Raw genomic sequence first — 14,910 nt, 5'->3', positions numbered from 1 at the left:
CAATTCTGCGGCCCGGTCGCCGCTCCAGCTATCCCACTTCCGGCTGGAAGACGGGGGAAATTCCGTTCGCCCGTTCGGCTAGGTGCTGCGTCCACCGATCGGAGGACACGCCTTAGTGCGCAAACCTTTACCTCATCGTGTCGTGTATGTGACAGTCGTTCAGCACTGTTGTCACGATGACCGCACCCGCGCTCGCTCTCCGGCTGCTGGCGCTGGCCGCAGGCGTGTTCGGTGTTTCGGCCAGCGTCGCGGCGCCGATACACGCCGACATGCTGGGGAACGCCTTCCTCAATGGCCTGACCAATGCCGGCATTCCCTACAGCCAGCCGGAGACCGCTATTGCGCAGGGGCGTTCGGTCTGCCCGAGAGCGTTCCAGCCGGGCGGCAACTTCGACGCGATCGTCTCCGAAATCGCTGAGCTCAACGGCATATCGCAAGATCGGGCCGCAGCCTTCACTATCGTGGCGATCGCCACATACTGCCCCGCATTGATAGCACCGATGCTGCCGCACCGACTGCAGGCTTAGCCCACGGCGTTGTTTGTGAGGCCCGCGGCCCTACCCGTAACCTCTAGCGGGTGGTCGATGACAGGCGCGGAGGCAATGAGCGGCGGCCTCGACCGCCATCCGCCGGCGCACCCCGGCGTTCCGGGCCGGGACGGGCGCGGCCTGCACAACCCCGGCAGGCGCCCGCGGACGCCGCCCCGGCCGGACCGCCGATTCCCGACGACATTGACGCTCGGCAACTGGCACCCGACGTGCGTCGGGAGCTGAGCACCCTGGACCGGACTACCGCGGACACGGTCGCCCGCCACTTGGTAGCCGCGGGCGGCCTGCTCGACGAGGACCCGGAAGCCGCGCTGAGCCATGCCCGCGCCGCCCGTGTTCGGGCCAGCCGGATCGCCGCGGTCCGGGAGGCCGTCGGGATCGCCGCCTACCACTGCGGCGACTGGGGCCAGGCGCTGGCCGAATTCCGCGCCGCACGTCGGATGGGCAGCAAGTCCGCGTTGCTGGCGCTGATCGCCGACTGCGAGCGCGGTCTCGGTCGACCGCAGCGCGCCATCGACCTGGCCCGCAGCCCCGAGGCCGCCCAGCTCACCGGCGATGACGCCGACGAGCTGCGCATCGTCGCAGCCGGTGCGCGGGCCGACCTGGGGCAGCTCGAGCAGGCGCTGACCGTGTTGTCCACTCCGGCGCTGGACCCGTCCCGCACCGGCTCGACGGCCGCGCGGCTGTTCTACGCCTACGCCGAAACACTATTGGCACTCGGACGCGCGGACGAGGCTCTGCAGTGGTTCCTGCGGTCGGCCGCTGCCGATGTGGAAGGCGTTACCGATGCCGAAGACCGGGTCAACGAACTTGGCTGACACGAAAACTATTGCGCAGCAATATGATTGCTTGCTGCTGGACCTCGACGGAACGGTCTTTCGCGGCCATCGGCCCACCGAGGGCGCCGTCAAGTCGTTGGACGCGATCAACAGCCGGAAGCTGTTCGTCACCAACAATGCGTCGCGCAGCGCCGACGGGGTCGCCGCACACCTGCGTGAGCTCGGGTTCAGCGCCGACAGCGACGACGTGGTGACCAGCGCGCAGAGCGCAGCCCACCTGCTGGCCGCGCAACTGCAACCGGACGCCAAGGTCCTGGTCGTGGGCACCGAGGCGCTGGCCGATGAGATCGCTGCCGTCGGGCTGCGCCCGGTACGGCGATTCGACGACCGACCCGACGCCGTCGTCCAAGGCCTGTCGATGGAGGTCGGCTGGTCCGACCTAGCCGAGGCCGCCCTAGCCATTCGGGCGGGGGCGGTGTGGGTGGCCGCCAACGTCGACCCGACGCTGCCTACCGAGCGGGGCCTGCTGCCGGGTAACGGGTCATTGGTGGCCGCGGTACGCACCGCTACCGGGGAGGAACCTCAGGTCGCGGGCAAGCCCGGGCCGCAGTTGATGAAGGATGCGGTGGGCCGCGGCGAGTTCCGGGCGCCGCTGGTAGTCGGCGATCGGTTGGACACCGACATCGAAGGCGCCAACGCTGCGGGTCTGCCGAGCCTGATGGTGCTCACCGGAGTCAATTCGGCACACGACGCGGTATTCGCCTCGCCCAAACAGCGGCCCACTTATATCGGGCATGATCTGCGGTCACTGCACCAGGATGCCGAGCTGCTGAAGGTGGGGCCACAGGCGGGCTGGCGGGTCGACGTCGACGCCCACACGCTCACCGTCAGTGCGACCGGCGACGACCCCGCGGACGAGTTGGCCGTGGTTCGCGTCGTGGCCGCCGCGGTCTGGGACGCTCCCGCCGGTGTGGGAATCGAAGCCGGTGACGATCAGGCCCGCGATGCGCTCAAGCGCTGGTCCCTACTAGCGTAAGAGCACAATGACTATCGATCCTGACGAGATTCGCGCGGAAATTGAATCCTTGGTGGCCCAGTTGCCCGAGGACGCCGACGCGGCCGACGGTCCGTCGCTCGAGCAACTCGAAGACATCGCCCGCCGCCTCTCCGAGGCGCACGACGTGCTACTGCGTGCCCTGGAGTCGGCGGAGAAGGGCTGAGTGGGCGCATGCCGCGGCGTGCCCGCGTCGACGCCGAGCTGGTTCGGCGGGGTCTGGCACGTTCGCGTCAGCAGGCCGCGGAACTGATCGGGGCCGGCAAGGTGCGCATCGACGGCCTGCCCGCGGTCAAACCCGCCACCGCCGTCGCGGTGACCGCCGCCCTGACCGTCGCCGACGACGGGGAACGTTCCTGGGTATCGCGCGGGGCGCACAAGCTGATTGGGGCGCTGGATGATTTCGGGATCCCGGTCCACGGCCGGCGTTGCCTGGACGCGGGGGCCTCCACCGGAGGTTTCACCGAGGTCCTGCTGGACCGCGGCGCCACGGAAGTGGTCGCCGCTGATGTCGGGTACGGGCAACTTGCCTGGTCGTTGCGCAGCGACCCCCGCGTGAGGGTTGTGGAGCGGACCAACGCTCGGGACCTGTCACCGATGGTAATCGGGGGACCCGTCGACTTGGTGGTGGCCGACCTGTCATTCATCTCGTTGGCGACGGTGCTGCCCGCGCTGGTTGGCTGCGCTTGCCCGGACGCGGATATCGTTCCCATGGTGAAGCCGCAATTCGAGGTGGGGAAAGGCCAGGTCGGGTCCGGCGGGGTGGTGCGGGAAACCCAACTGCGCACCGATGCGGTGCTGGCTGTGGCGCGGCGCGCCGAGGAGCTGGGCTGGCGTCCGATCGATGTGACGGCAAGTCCGCTGCCGGGCCCGGCGGGCAACGTCGAATATTTCTTGTGGCTGCGCGCCGAGAGCGACCGCGGGCTCGTAGGCGACGCGTTGGTTGATGCGGTGCAGCATGTTGTTATGGAGGGCCCGCAGTGACTACCGAACGCACCGTGCTAATGGTCGTCCACACCGGGCGCGACGAAGCGACCGAAACCGCCCGGCGCGTGGAGAAAGTGTTACACGACAAGGGGATTGCGCTGCGCGCCCTGTCCGCGGAAGCGGTCGACAAGGGCACGCAGCGGCTCGGGCCCCATGACATGCGGGCGATGGGTGTCGACATCGAGGTTGTCGACGCGGACCCGATGGTGGCAGAAGGCTGCGAACTGGTGCTGGTGCTCGGCGGCGACGGCACCTTCCTGCGCGCGGCCGAACTGGCCCGCAATGCCGACCTACCGGTGCTGGGCGTCAACCTGGGCCGGATCGGCTTCTTGGCCGAAGCCGAGGCCGAGGCGATCGACGTCGTACTCGAACATGTTGTGGCACGTGACTATCGCGTGGAAGAACGGCTCACGCTCGACGTCTCGGTGCGCCAGGACGGTGAAATCATCGATCAGGGCTGGGCACTCAACGAAGCCAGCCTGGAAAAGGGCCCGCGCCTGGGCGTCCTGGGCGTGGTCGTGGAGATCGATGGCCGCCCGGTCTCGACGTTCGGCTGCGACGGCGTGCTGGTGTCCACACCCACCGGGTCCACCGCCTACGCATTCTCCGCGGGCGGGCCGGTGCTGTGGCCGGACCTGGAAGCAATTCTGGTGGTGCCCAACAACGCTCACGCGCTGTTCGGCCGGCCGATGGTCACCAGCCCCGATGCCAGCATCGCGATCGAGATCGAAGCCAGCGGGCACGACGCGCTGGTGTTCTGCGATGGCCGCCGCGAGATGGTGGTGCCGGCGGGCAGCCGACTCGAGATCACCCGGTGCAATACGCCGGTGAAGTGGGCGCGACTGGACAGCGCGCCGTTCACCGACCGCCTGGTCACCAAGTTCCGCTTGCCCGTAACAGGTTGGCGCGGACGGAAGTAGCTCGTGCTCACCGAGATAAGGATCGAATCGCTGGGTGCCATCAGCGTTGCGACCGCCGAGTTCGACCGCGGGCTCACGGTGTTGACCGGTGAGACCGGTACCGGCAAGACCATGGTGGTGACGGGGTTGCACTTGCTGGGCGGTGCGCGGGCCGACGCCACCCGGGTGCGGTCCGGCGCCGAGCGCGCCGTCGTCGAAGGTCGTTTCACCACAAGCGATGTCGACGACGCAGTGACCGCCTATCTCGACGAGATCCTGGACGCCTCGGGCGGCGAGCGTGACGAGGACGGCAGCGTGATCGCGTTGCGCACCGTCAACCGCGACGGGCCGTCCCGGGCGTATTTAGGGGGCCGCAGCGTGCCCGCCAAGTCGCTGAGCGGGTTCACCACACAGCTGCTCGCGCTGCACGGACAAAACGATCAGCTGCGGCTGATGCGCCCCGACGAGCAGCGCGGTGCACTGGATCGCTTCGCCGGCGCCGGACCGGCGCTGGAGCGCTACCGCAAGCTGCGCGACGCGTGGCTCACGGCGCGGCGCGATCTCAACGACCGCCGCGACCGGGCCCGTGAGCTCGCCCAGGAGGCCGACCGGCTCAAGTTCGCGCTGAACGAGATCGACACCGTCGACCCGCAACCGGGGGAGGACGAGGCGCTTGTCGCCGACATCCTGCGGTTGTCCGAACTCGACACGCTGCGTGAAGCGGCGGCGTCGGCACGCGAAATGCTGTCGAGTTCGTCGGAGGACGCGCTGGGTGCGGCCGATGCGTTGGGACGGGCCCGGGGCACGCTCGAATCTGCGGGGGATGCCCGACTGCGAGCGCTGGCGGAACAGATCAACGGCGCGTTGACGGTGGTGATCGACGCCGCGTCCGAGTTGGGCGACTACCTGGACGGGCTGCCCGTCGACGCCAGCGCATTGGAATCCAAATTGGCTCGCCAGGCCCAACTTCGCACGCTGACCCGCAAGTACGCCGCCGACATCGACGGCGTGTTGCAATGGGCCCAGGACTCGCGCAATCGGCTGGCGCAGCTCGACGTGTCGGAGGAGGGTCTGGGCGCGCTGCAACGTCAGGTGGACGACCTGGGCCGCGAATTGGCCCAGGCCGCAGTCGAACTCAGCAAGGTCAGGCGCAAGGCCGCCAAGAACCTGGCCAAAGAGGTGACCGCGGAACTGGCGGGTCTGGCGATGGCCGACGCCGAATTCACCATCGGTGTGGCCACCGATCACGCCGAACCGGACGATCCCGCCGCGCTGAGCCTGCCCGACGGCAAGACGGTAAGGGTGGGCGCTGACGGCGTCGACACTGTGGAGTTCGGCTTCGCCGCACACCGCGGGATGTCGGTCCTGCCGCTGGCCAAGAGCGCTTCGGGCGGTGAGCTGTCCCGGGTGATGCTCGCATTGGAAGTGGTGCTTTCGGCTTCGGCCACCGGCACCACGATGGTGTTCGACGAAGTGGACGCCGGTGTGGGCGGCTGGGCAGCGGTGCAGATCGGCCGCCGCCTGGCCCGGCTGGCCCGCACCCACCAGGTCATCGTCGTCACCCATCTACCGCAGGTCGCGGCCTACGCCGACGTGCATCTAGTGGTGCACAGTCAGGGGCCCAAGGGAGCCAGCGGGGTCCGTCGGCTGACCGACGACGACCGGGTCGCCGAGCTGGCCCGGATGCTGGCCGGGCTGGGGGAGTCCGACAGTGGCCGCGCGCATGCGCGCGAGCTGTTGGAAACGGCGCAGAACGACCGAGCCTGAGCTTTCTGTTCGCTCTCCGGATTGCGCGAGCGTGCGCAGATGTACGAGGACACGCCGTTGCGGCTGGCATTCTGCGCACCTTCGCGGGAAGGGGTGTCCCCTGGGGTGGTCTTGCGGCCGGGGCGGTCGCGAGCGTGCCGCGTCGCTGGTGAGCGGCCCCCTCGCTCGCGAGCGTGCGCAGATGCACAAGGACACGCCGTCGCGGCTGGCATTCTGCGCACCTTCGCGGGAAGGGGACCGCGAAAGGGCCGCGAACGGCCGCAATAGACCCGCGATACAACTGTGACAGGTGTGACGCTTTTAAACTTATGGGGCAGATGTTACGGCGCGCCTCCCCGGCAGTGACGACCTTCGCCGACAGAATCGGCTCCCATGAAGATGTCAGCGCTTCTAACCCGTAACACCGTCCGGCCCGGTCTGATCGGCACCGCCCGAGTCGACCGCAATATCGATCGACTGCTGCGCAGGGTATGTCCCGGCGACATCGTGGTCCTCGACATCCTGGACCTCGACCGCATCACCGCCGACGCCCTGGTCGAAGCTGACATCGCCGCGGTCGTCAACGCCTCGCCGTCCGTCTCGGGCCGCTACCCCAACCTCGGCCCCGAGGTACTGGTCAACAACGGGGTCACCCTGATCGACGAGACCGGGCCGGAGATCTTCAAGAAGGTCAAGGACGGCGCCAAGATCCGCCTCTACGAGGGCGGCGTCTACTCCGGGGATCGCCGGTTGATCCGCGGCACCGAGCGCACCGACCACGACATCGCCGACCTGATGCGCGAGGCCAAGAGCGGGCTGGCCGCTCACCTGGAAGCCTTCGCCGGCAACACCATTGAGTTCATCCGCAGCGAAAGCCCGCTGCTGATTGACGGCATTGGCATCCCCGACATCGACGTCGACATGCGCCGCCGCCACGTGGTGATCGTTTCCGAGGAGCCCAGCGCCGCTGACGACCTCAAAGCCCTCAAACCGTTCATCAAGGAGTACCAGCCGGTGCTGGTCGGGGTCGGTCAGGGTGCGGACGTGCTGCGCAAGGCGGGTTACCGTCCGCAATTAATCGTCGGTGACCCCGACCAGATCAGCACCGAAGTCCTCAAGTGCGGCGCCCAGGTGGTGCTACCCGCCGACGCCGACGGGCACGCGGCCGGGCTGGAGCGCATCCAGGACCTCGGGGTCGGGGCCATGACCTTCCCTGCCGCCGGCTCCGCAACCGACCTGGCCCTGCTGCTGGCCGACCACCACGGCGCGGCGCTGCTCGTCACCGCCGGCCACACCGCCAACATCGAGACGTTCTTCGATCGCACCCGCTCGCAAAGCAACCCATCCACCTTCCTCACCCGGCTGCGCGTCGGCGAGAAGCTGGTGGACGCCAAAGCGGTGGCCACCCTGTACCGCAACCACATCTCCGGCGGCGCCATCGCGTTGCTGGCACTGACCATGCTGATCGCCATCATCGTGGTGCTGTGGGTGTCTCGCACCGACGGGGTGGTGCTGCACTGGATCGTCGACTACTGGAACCGCTTCACCCTTTGGGTCCAGCACTTGGTGTCATAACTAAGGACGTGAGTTCATGATCTCGTTACGCCAACATGCGATCTCGCTGGCCGCGGTATTCCTCGCGCTGGCCATCGGCGTCGTGCTCGGTTCGGGCTTCTTCTCCGACACCGTGCTGTCCAGCCTGCGTAACGAGAAGCGTGACCTCGCTGCCCAGGTCAGCACGCTCAACGATCAACGCAACGCACTCAACGAAAAATTGGGCGCAGCAAACACTTTCGACGCGCAGGTGCTCGGTCGCATCGTGCACGACGCGCTGGCGGGCAAGACCGTGGTGCTCTTTCGGACCCCGGACGCCAAAGACGACGACGTCGCCGCGGTGTCCAAGATCGTGGGACAGGCCGGCGGGTCGGTCACCGGCACCGTGGCGCTGACGCACGAGTTCGTCGAAGCCAATTCCGGGGAGAAACTGCGCTCGGTGGTCAACTCGTCGATCCTGCCCGCCGGCACCCAGCTGAGCAGCAAGCTGGTAGACCAAGGCTCGCAGGCCGGTGATCTGCTCGGCATCGCACTGCTGGCCAACACCAACCCCCAAGCGCCGGCCGTCGACGACACGCAACGCAGCACCGTGCTGGCCGCCCTGCGCGAGACCGGCTTCATCACCTACCAACCCAACGACCACATTGCGGCGGCCAACGCGGCCGTAGTGGTAACCGGAGGCGGCCTGCCCGCGGATGCCGGCAACCAGGGCGTCACCGTCGCGCGGTTCACCGCAGCCCTGGCGCCGCATGGCTCCGGTGCGGTGCTGGCCGGTCGGGACGGTTCGGCCGGCGGCAGTGCCGCTGTGGCCGTGGCGCGTGCTGACGCCGGGATGGCCGCGGCGATCAGCACCGTCGACGACGTCGACAGCGAGCCCGGCCGGATCACCGCCGTCCTGGCCCTGCACGACCTGGTCGGCGGCGCCCATCCTGGTCACTACGGCACCGGACACGGAGCGACGTCGGTGACCGTTCCGCAGTAGCACCCCACTAGGGCGTGTTTGCCGCGGCGGCGCGCGGCGGATGTTAGGGTGGGTTTCCGTGGGTCGGCAGGCCCAGCTGGTAAAGGCTAGACAACTTATGCCCTGCCCGTCTTCACGGAGGTCGCCTCTTTGCGTAAGCATCCGCAAACCACCACCAAGCACCTCTTCGTCAGCGGTGGTGTCGCCTCTTCGCTGGGCAAGGGCCTGACTGCCAGCAGCCTCGGACAGTTGCTGACCGCCCGCGGGTTGGCGGTGACGATGCAGAAGCTTGACCCGTACCTCAATGTCGATCCAGGCACCATGAACCCGTTCCAGCACGGTGAGGTTTTCGTCACCGAGGACGGCGCCGAGACCGACCTGGACGTCGGGCACTATGAGCGGTTCCTCGACCGCAACCTGTCCGGTTCGGCCAATGTCACTACCGGACAGGTGTATTCGACGGTGATCGCCAAGGAGCGCCGCGGTGAATACCTTGGCGACACCGTCCAGGTCATCCCGCACATCACCGACGAGATCAAGCGACGGATCCTGGCCATGGCCGAACCTGACGCCAACGGCCGCCGTCCGGACGTCGTGATCACCGAGATCGGTGGCACCGTGGGTGACATCGAGTCGCAGCCGTTTCTGGAGGCCGCCCGCCAGGTCCGCCACTACCTGGGCCGCGAGGACGTCTTCTTCCTGCACGTGTCGCTTGTCCCGTATCTGGCGCCGTCGGGCGAGCTCAAGACCAAGCCGACTCAGCACTCGGTGGCGGCACTGCGCAGCATCGGTATCAGCCCCGACGCGCTGATCCTGCGTTGCGACCGCAATGTCCCCGAGGCGCTGAAGAACAAGATCGCGCTGATGTGTGACGTCGACATCGACGGCGTCATCTCCACGCCGGACGCGCCCTCGATCTACGACATCCCCAAGGTACTGCACCGCGAGGAATTGGACGCCTTCGTCGTCCGCCGCCTGAATCTGCCCTTCCGTGACGTCGACTGGACCGAATGGGACGACCTGCTGCGCCGAGTGCACGAACCGCACGACACCGTGCGTATTGCATTGGTAGGCAAGTATGTTGATCTTTCCGACGCCTACCTCTCGGTCAGCGAGGCATTGCGCGCCGGCGGCTTCAAGCACCGCGTCAAGGTCGAAATCCAATGGGTCGCTTCCGATGACTGCGAGACGCCCAGCGGAGCGGCGCACGCCCTGGCCGACGCGCACGGTGTGCTGATCCCCGGCGGGTTTGGAATCCGTGGCATCGAAGGCAAGATCGGAGCAATCCGGCACGCCCGTCAGCGCGGACTACCCGTGCTGGGACTGTGTCTTGGCCTGCAGTGCATCGTGATCGAGGCGGCGCGCTCGGTCGGACTGACCGAAGCGAATTCGGCGGAGTTCGAACCGGAAACACCCGACCCAGTGATCTCCACAATGGCCGACCAGGAGCAGATCGTAGCCGGCGAAGCCGACCTAGGCGGCACCATGCGACTGGGCGCCTACCCGGCGGTCTTGGACGCGGATTCGATTGTGGCGAGGGCCTATCAAGCGACCGACGTGTCCGAGCGGCACCGGCACCGCTACGAGGTCAACAACGCCTACCGGGAGAAGATCGCCGAGAGCGGCCTGCGGTTCTCCGGGACGTCACCCGACGGGCACTTGGTTGAGTTCGTCGAATATCCGCCCGAGCAGCACCCGTTCATCGTCGGCACCCAGGCGCACCCGGAGCTGAAGAGCCGGCCCACCCGGCCGCATCCGCTATTCGTCGCGTTCGTCCGGGCGGCCATTGATTATCAAGAGGGCGAACTGCTCCCGGTCGAAATTCCGGAACATCACGAGCAGCATGCGCCCAACGGCAACGAGCATCGAGACAGCATCGGGCAGTCGCTACCTGAACCCGCCACCCGTGGCTGAGCACGATTTCCAGACAGTCTCGTCTGAAACCCTCTACCAGGGAGCAATTTTCGCGCTGCGTCGGGACCAGGTAAAGATGCCCGGCGGCAACGTCGCCAAACGGGAAGTACTCGAGCACTACGGCGCTGTGGCTATCGTCGCGCTCAACGACGCCAGCGAAGTCGCGTTGGTCTACCAATATCGGCACACCTACCGCCGCAGGATATGGGAGTTACCTGCCGGATTGCTCGATGCCCCCGGCGAGCCGCCCCACCACACGGCGGTGCGCGAACTCGAGGAGGAGGTCGGGCTGCGCGCCGACACCTGGCAGGTGCTGCTGGACGTGAACACTGCGCCCGGCTACAGCGACGAGTCGGTGCGCGTCTACCTGGCGACTGGGCTCACTGACATCGGGCGACCCGAGGCGCACGACGAAGAAGCCGACATGACGATGCAGTGGTTCCCGCTTGCGAAGGCGGTCGAGTTGGTGATGAACGGGGAGATCGTCAATTCCATTGCGATCGCGGGGATTCTGGCGGCCCATGCGGTCCGTTCCGGCAACGCAGAACCGCGGCCGCTCGACACCCCGTGGATCGACAAACCGGCGGCGTTCGCCAAGCGCAAGGCAGGGCAGTGACGGCAGCCCTGACGCTCGATGCGCAGCTGCAGGGATATCTCGACCATCTGGCGATCGAGCGGGGCGTCGCGGCCAACACGCTGAGCTCCTACCGACGCGACCTACGCCGTTACTCAAAACATCTGGCGGAACGCGGGATTCACGATCTGGCCAAGGTCGGCGAAGACGACGTGAGCGATTTCCTCGTGGCGCTGCGGCGCGGAGACCCGGAATCGGGTGCGGCGGCGCTGTCCGCGGTGTCGGCGGCACGGGCGTTGATCGCCGTGCGTGGGCTGCACCGGTTCGCCGCCGCCGAGGGACTGGCCGAGTTGGACGTGGCGCGGGCGGTACGACCGCCGACGCCCGGGCGGCGATTACCCAAGAGCCTTTCCCTCGACCAGGTGCTGTCGCTGCTGGAAGCTGCCGGCGGGGAGGACGCGTCGGACGGTCCGCTGACGCTGCGCAACCGCGCGCTGCTGGAGTTGCTGTACTCGACGGGGTCGCGGATCTCGGAGGCCGTCGGCCTGGACGTCGACGACATCGACACGCACGCCCGCTCAGTGTTGTTGCGCGGCAAGGGCGGTAAGCAGCGGCTGGTGCCGGTGGGCCGGCCCGCGGTGGCGGCGCTGGACGCGTATCTGGTGCGCGGCCGGCCCGATCTCGCGCGGCGCGGACGGGGCACACCGGCGATCTTTCTGAACGCCCGCGGCGGCCGGTTGTCCCGGCAGAGCGCCTGGCAGGTTTTGCAGGACGCCGCCGAGCGGGCCGGCATCACCTCGGGGGTGTCGCCGCACATGCTGCGGCATTCGTTCGCCACGCACCTGCTGGAGGGTGGCGCCGACGTCCGAGTGGTGCAGGAGCTGTTGGGCCACGCGTCGGTGACGACCACGCAGATCTACACGATGGTCACCGTCCACGCGCTGCGGGAGGTGTGGGCCGGCGCCCACCCGCGGGCCACCTAAGTTTGCGTCTGCTCGCGCACCCAAACCTAGCCCAGGTACGTCGACTCCAGCACCAGGTCGGACACCATCGACTGATACTCCAAATGCGCCTTGTGTTCGGTGGTGTCGAACAACTTGCCCTGCTGCTCTCGCATGTACGCGCGGTACTTCGGCGCGCCGGGCACCCGGACGTTGTCGGCAACAACGACCGACCCCGGATGCAGCCAACCCCGGTCCAGAATGCTCTTCAAGTCGTCCAGGTAGGCATCCTTGTCATGATCGAGGAAGAGGAAATCCAATGTGCCCGAACCAAATCCGTGCTTGTTGGCCAGGGCGTCCAGGGTGCGGCCGCCGTCACCGATGGTGCCGACGACGCACGTCACCCGGTCCGCCACGCCGGCGTGACTCCAGATGCGACGGGCGTTGGCGGCGTTCGCCTCGGCTAGCTCGACCGAGTACACCGTCGCGTTTGGAGCCGCGCGGGAGATTCGCAACGCGCCATAGCCCACGTAAGTACCGAGTTCCAGCGCCACAGTCGGATTCGCGCGCCGCACCGCCGCGTCGAGGATGGCGCCCTTCTCGTCCCCGACGTTGATCAGCATCGACTTCTCGTAGGCGAATTGGTCGATCTTGGCCAGCACATCGTCGATATCGCCGGGCCGCGCATGATCCAAGACGTAGTCGACGACGGCCGCTTCCCGTCCGTCACCGATCTGTCCGGTCTTGGTGATGTTGCGCGCACCGGCGGCCATCCGCCATACCGACCACCGCAGTAAAGGAATGCGTCGCTTGAGATCCATAGGTCTCCACGATAGGGGCTCCCCGGATTCACCGGGATACCTGCTCAACGGTGGTGCAGTACATTCGGCTGGCCGTTCCCGGCGATGGAAAGCCAACGTCACCGAAGTGGACGGCAGCCACCGAGTCGACGGGCCACTGTCGTTTGTCTCTGTCGATGGGGCAGCCCGCTGCGCGACGGCCGCAACCACGTGTCATTGGGGTGTCGATGTGAGCAGCAGCCTCATTCCACCATGCCTTGGGATCATTTGATCGCCCTCCCCGGCAGCGAGCCACGCGACAAGCTACGGGCCGTCGTCGAACACGCCTGACCGGGCCACCCTCAATATCCGCTGATTACGTTGCCTGCGGGTCTCCCGCCGCAGGCGGGCACAGCCGTTAGACTTTCCTGCGATGTCCACGCTGACGCTCGTCACGACCTGCTGCAGGCGGGCATGACCGATCACCCCGACAGCGGACCGGAGCTCGGCCTGACCGGCCGGCCGCCGCGGGCGATTCCTGAGCCCCAGCCGCTCGTCGCGCACGGACCGGCCAAGGTCGTGGCGATGTGCAACCAGAAGGGCGGCGTCGGCAAGACCACCTCGACGATCAACCTGGGCGCAGCGCTGGCCGAATACGGCCGCCGGGTGCTGCTGGTGGACATGGACCCGCAGGGCGCGCTGTCCGCCGGGCTGGGCGTACCGCACTACGAGCTGGAAAAGACCATCCACAACGTGCTGGTCGAGCCGCGGATCTCGGTCGACGACGTGCTGCTGCACACCCGGGTCAAAAACCTGGACCTGGTGCCCAGCAACATCGACCTGTCCGCCGCGGAGATTCAGCTGGTCAACGAGGTAGGCCGGGAACAAACCTTGGCCCGGGCGCTGTACCCGGTGCTCGACCGCTACGACTACGTGCTGATCGACTGCCAGCCCTCGCTGGGTCTGCTCACCGTCAACGGGCTGGCCTGCGCCGAGGGCGTCGTCATCCCAACCGAATGCGAGTTCTTCTCGCTGCGCGGGCTGGCGTTGCTCACCGACACCGTCGACAAGGTCCGCGACCGGCTCAACCCCAAGCTCGACATCAGCGGCATCCTGATCACCCGCTATGACCCGCGCACCGTCAACTCCCGCGAGGTGATGGCCCGCGTCGTGGAGCGGTTCGGTGACCTAGTGTTCGACACCGTGATCACCCGTACCGTCCGATTCCCGGAGACCAGCGTCGCGGGGGAGCCCATCACCACCTGGGCGCCCAAATCCAGCGGCGCGCTGGCCTATCGCGCGCTGGCCCGCGAGTTCATCGACCGATTCGGCGTGTGAGCGGCGAAAAAACAGGTCACGCGGCACCCGAGAACGGCTCCTCGGATGGCTTTCAAGTTCGGCTGACCAACTTCGAGGGGCCGTTCGACCTACTGCTGCAGCTCATCTTCGCGCACCGTCTCGATGTCACGGAGGTGGCGTTACACCAGGTCACCGACGACTTCATCGCCTACACAAAGGCCATCGGCCCGCAGCTGGAGCTGGAGGAGACCACCGCGTTCCTGGTCATCGCAGCGACACTGCTCGACCTCAAGGCCGCGCGGCTGCTGCCGACCGGACAGGTGGACGACGAGGAGGACCTGGCCCTGCTGGAGGTGCGCGACCTGCTGTTCGCGCGGCTGTTGCAGTACCGGGCGTTCAAGCACGTTGCGGAGATGTTCGCCGAACTCGAGGCGACCGCGCTGCGCAGCTATCCCCGTTCGGTTTCGCTGGAGGAGCGCTTCGAGGGCCTGCTGCCCGAGGTGATGCTCGGCGTGGACGCCATGCGTTTCGCCGAGATCGCCGCGGTCGCCTTCACGCCGCGCCCGGTGCCCACCGTGGCGACCGGGCACCTGCACGTGCAGTCGGTATCGGTACCCGAGCAGGCCAGACACATCCTGACGATGCTGGAAAGCCTGGGCAGCGGCCAATGGGCGTCGTTCTCGCAGCTAGTCGCGGACTGCACGGTGCCGGTTGAGATCGTCGGGCGCTTCCTCGCGCTGCTCGAACTGTATCGTTCGCGGGCGGTAGCATTCGACCAGTCCGAGCCCCTAGGCGTGCTCCAAATTTCTTGGACCGGTGAGCGACCGACCGCCGAATCCCTGTTAGAAGTGCGAGACCAATGACCGACCCGCGGC

15 protein-coding genes are annotated in these 14,910 nt (G+C 67.3%); 14 read left to right on the top strand and 1 reads right to left on the bottom strand.

The features are described from left to right. The first annotated feature begins 176 nt into the window (after positions 1-176). The 12 genes from BN972_RS18760 to xerD all read left to right on the top strand — a co-directional run bounded on the left by BN972_RS18760 (position 177) and on the right by xerD (position 11,999). Positions 177-527, top strand: a complete 351-nt coding sequence (locus tag BN972_RS18760; RefSeq protein WP_036360554.1) for a DUF732 domain-containing protein — start codon at positions 177-179, stop codon at positions 525-527. A 50-nt stretch (positions 528-577) separates the two neighbouring features. Further along, positions 578-1,366, top strand: coding sequence for a tetratricopeptide repeat protein (locus BN972_RS18755; RefSeq protein WP_080696922.1), 789 nt, complete (start codon positions 578-580; stop codon positions 1,364-1,366). Beyond that, positions 1,335-2,363 (top strand): HAD-IIA family hydrolase, encoded by a 1,029-nt coding sequence (locus tag BN972_RS18750; RefSeq protein WP_051545609.1) that lies wholly within the window; start codon positions 1,335-1,337, stop codon positions 2,361-2,363. The genes BN972_RS18755 and BN972_RS18750 overlap by 32 nt, the downstream gene beginning before the upstream one ends. A 7-nt stretch (positions 2,364-2,370) precedes the next feature. After that, positions 2,371-2,547 carry a hypothetical protein gene (locus BN972_RS28890; protein WP_099051115.1) on the top strand — a complete coding sequence of 59 codons (177 nt, stop codon included), beginning with the start codon at positions 2,371-2,373 and terminating at the stop codon, positions 2,545-2,547. Between the two features lie 8 nt (positions 2,548-2,555). Beyond that, entirely contained in the window at positions 2,556-3,365 is an 810-nt protein-coding gene (locus BN972_RS18745) for a TlyA family RNA methyltransferase (RefSeq protein WP_036360550.1), read from the top strand. Then, the gene (locus BN972_RS18740; RefSeq protein ID WP_036360549.1) at positions 3,362-4,288 is read left to right on the top strand and encodes an NAD kinase; all 927 of its coding nucleotides are present in this window, start codon (positions 3,362-3,364) and stop codon (positions 4,286-4,288) included. The genes BN972_RS18745 and BN972_RS18740 overlap by 4 nt, the downstream gene beginning before the upstream one ends. Before the next feature lie 3 nt (positions 4,289-4,291). Beyond that, positions 4,292-6,034, top strand: a complete 1,743-nt coding sequence (gene recN, locus BN972_RS18735) for a DNA repair protein RecN (protein WP_036360547.1) — start codon at positions 4,292-4,294, stop codon at positions 6,032-6,034. Positions 6,035-6,406: 372 nt separating this feature from the next. Further along, a complete protein-coding gene (steA, locus tag BN972_RS18730) occupies positions 6,407-7,588 on the top strand; it encodes a putative cytokinetic ring protein SteA (protein WP_036360545.1) in 1,182 nt (393 codons plus the stop codon). 16 nt (positions 7,589-7,604) lie between these two features. Further along, positions 7,605-8,549: a copper transporter gene (locus BN972_RS18725; protein ID WP_036360543.1), complete on the top strand. Its 945-nt coding sequence runs from the start codon at positions 7,605-7,607 to the stop codon at positions 8,547-8,549. Between the two features lie 129 nt (positions 8,550-8,678). After that, on the top strand, positions 8,679-10,442 hold the full coding sequence (locus BN972_RS18720; RefSeq protein ID WP_036360541.1) for a CTP synthase: 1,764 nt from the start codon (positions 8,679-8,681) through the stop codon (positions 10,440-10,442). After that, positions 10,435-11,058 carry an NUDIX domain-containing protein gene (locus BN972_RS18715; protein ID WP_036360538.1) on the top strand — a complete coding sequence of 208 codons (624 nt, stop codon included), beginning with the start codon at positions 10,435-10,437 and terminating at the stop codon, positions 11,056-11,058. The genes BN972_RS18720 and BN972_RS18715 overlap by 8 nt, the downstream gene beginning before the upstream one ends. An 8-nt stretch (positions 11,059-11,066) precedes the next feature. Next, positions 11,067-11,999, top strand: coding sequence for a site-specific tyrosine recombinase XerD (gene xerD / locus BN972_RS18710; protein WP_099051155.1), 933 nt, complete (start codon positions 11,067-11,069; stop codon positions 11,997-11,999). A 26-nt stretch (positions 12,000-12,025) separates the two neighbouring features. On the opposite strand, the gene BN972_RS18705 is transcribed toward xerD, so the two are convergent. Continuing rightward, positions 12,026-12,778: an O-methyltransferase gene (locus BN972_RS18705; protein ID WP_036360534.1), complete on the bottom strand. Its 753-nt coding sequence runs from the start codon at positions 12,776-12,778 to the stop codon at positions 12,026-12,028. Positions 12,779-13,210: 432 nt separating this feature from the next. On the opposite strand from BN972_RS18705, the gene BN972_RS18700 reads away from it, so the two are divergent. After that, positions 13,211-14,074: a ParA family protein gene (locus BN972_RS18700; protein WP_036360532.1), complete on the top strand. Its 864-nt coding sequence runs from the start codon at positions 13,211-13,213 to the stop codon at positions 14,072-14,074. Continuing rightward, the gene (locus BN972_RS18695; protein ID WP_390176224.1) at positions 14,062-14,898 is read left to right on the top strand and encodes a segregation/condensation protein A; all 837 of its coding nucleotides are present in this window, start codon (positions 14,062-14,064) and stop codon (positions 14,896-14,898) included. Before BN972_RS18700 ends, BN972_RS18695 begins: the two co-directional genes overlap by 13 nt. Positions 14,899-14,910 lie beyond the last annotated feature (12 nt).

Origin of the sequence: Mycobacterium asiaticum DSM 44297 (genome assembly GCF_000613245.1) — a bacterium.
GTDB lineage: Bacteria > Actinomycetota > Actinomycetes > Mycobacteriales > Mycobacteriaceae > Mycobacterium > Mycobacterium asiaticum.
This window is presented reverse-complemented; position numbering and strand designations above follow the sequence as displayed.

What these genes read in the sequence shown, in the direction of transcription:
- BN972_RS18760 (WP_036360554.1), top strand. Translation starts at nt 177, where the DNA reads ATGACCGCACCCGCGCTCGCTCTCCGGCTGCTGGCGCTGGCCGCAGGC.
- BN972_RS18750 (WP_051545609.1), top strand. Translation starts at nt 1,335, where the DNA reads ATGCCGAAGACCGGGTCAACGAACTTGGCTGACACGAAAACTATTGCG.
- BN972_RS28890 (WP_099051115.1), top strand. Translation starts at nt 2,371, where the DNA reads ATGACTATCGATCCTGACGAGATTCGCGCGGAAATTGAATCCTTGGTG.
- BN972_RS18745 (WP_036360550.1), top strand. Translation starts at nt 2,556, where the DNA reads ATGCCGCGGCGTGCCCGCGTCGACGCCGAGCTGGTTCGGCGGGGTCTG.
- steA (WP_036360545.1), top strand. Translation starts at nt 6,407, where the DNA reads ATGAAGATGTCAGCGCTTCTAACCCGTAACACCGTCCGGCCCGGTCTG.
- BN972_RS18725 (WP_036360543.1), top strand. Translation starts at nt 7,605, where the DNA reads ATGATCTCGTTACGCCAACATGCGATCTCGCTGGCCGCGGTATTCCTC.
- BN972_RS18705 (WP_036360534.1), bottom strand. Translation starts at nt 12,778, where the DNA reads ATGGATCTCAAGCGACGCATTCCTTTACTGCGGTGGTCGGTATGGCGG.
- BN972_RS18700 (WP_036360532.1), top strand. Translation starts at nt 13,211, where the DNA reads ATGACCGATCACCCCGACAGCGGACCGGAGCTCGGCCTGACCGGCCGG.